Origin of the sequence: Streptomyces capoamus, from assembly GCF_014654935.1 — a bacterium.
GTDB classification, from domain to species: domain Bacteria; phylum Actinomycetota; class Actinomycetes; order Streptomycetales; family Streptomycetaceae; genus Streptomyces; species Streptomyces capoamus.
The window spans coordinates 259,528-260,674 of the sequence record NZ_BNBF01000007.1 but is presented as its reverse complement, the minus strand read 5'-3'; the positions used below and the strand labels follow the sequence as shown (position 1 = coordinate 260,674).

The window sequence follows — 1,147 nt, the reverse complement described above, 5'->3', positions numbered from 1 at the left end:
GACGGCGCGGACGCCCGGCACTCCCCCGTCAACTTCATCGCCGCCATCTTGCGCACGCTCGTCGAACAGGTCGGCGGTCCGCGGACGTTCACGGCCCGCGAAGCCGTCGTGGCCGCGCTGGTGGCGCGCAATGCCGCCATCGAGGGGGACGCGGCGGCCGTGGACGACTTCTCGCGGACCTGGCTCGGACTCGGCAGGCCCGAACCATGGCGCGCAGCCGTCGAGATGGCTCTTCTCGGTGACTGGGTCGACGCCCTCGGCCGGCACTTGAGCAATGACGCGGAGATCATGGAGCTTCTCCACCTCCACACCCACCGGGAGCATCGCCGCCTGCAACCGCTGTGGGAGCGACAAGTCAACGGCCGTAAGGTGCGCCTGCTCGACGACCCCGTCGGCCCGGGACTGTCCCTGCGAGAGCTCGTCGCCCATCGCGGTCGCCCCGAGGACCGTCTTCTGCTCGGCGAAGTGGAGGACCCTCGCGTCCAGGCCGTGCTCACGCGGCTGGCACCGCCGGAGAAGGCCGTGGCGATGGCCTACGCCGCACAACGGGTGACATGGACCGAGGCCGCGGTGGAGGGAGGAGCTACCGACCCCGGCGCGTTCGGGGAACGGGTGCGCCGCAAGCTCAAGCGGCTGGGGGTGCTGCACAGTTCCACCGCGACGGACCCGTCCGCCTCGCTGCCGGCGGTCGACCGGTGAGCATTCTCAGCGGCGCGGCAGCCGAGTTCTTGGGCAGCCTCGCCGCAGCCCTCATGCTGGCCCTGGGGCACGGCATCAGGCATCGCATCGAGCACCGCGCGCGCCGCCGCCGTGTGCCCACCGCACCGGCCGGGGAGCCGACGGCCGCGCCGGCAGTGCAGGACGGTGCGGACACGCCCGGTGCGTGAGCACGCCTTGTTCCGAGGAGAAGGGGTCGGTGTTGGCAAGCTGCGATGAACGCGTTCTGCGGATCCGGGCGGTGCGCCGCCGGCTGTCGCGGGAGGGGCCACCGCGGACGCGTGGCGGCGCAGGGGATTTCGAGACCGTCACGGTGCCCGAGCAGTGGTGCGATCACCTGCGCGATCTCATGGTCTCCGAGGGAGTCGAGAAGGTCGTCGAGGTGGGTCTCGCCTACGCCGGCTCGGCGCTCGCCATCGGAGAGGCCCTG

General features: G+C 71.9%; 1 protein-coding gene and 1 pseudogene. Both read left to right on the top strand.

Annotated features, from left to right (window positions below):
• A pseudogene (locus IE312_RS14230) lies at positions 1-699 on the top strand (hypothetical protein); the annotation flags it as partial.
• Positions 696-887: a hypothetical protein gene (locus IE312_RS39975; RefSeq protein ID WP_190046013.1), complete on the top strand. Its 192-nt coding sequence runs from the start codon at positions 696-698 to the stop codon at positions 885-887. The pseudogene IE312_RS14230 and the gene IE312_RS39975, both read left to right, overlap by 4 nt.
• The last annotated feature ends 260 nt before the right edge of the window (positions 888-1,147 follow it).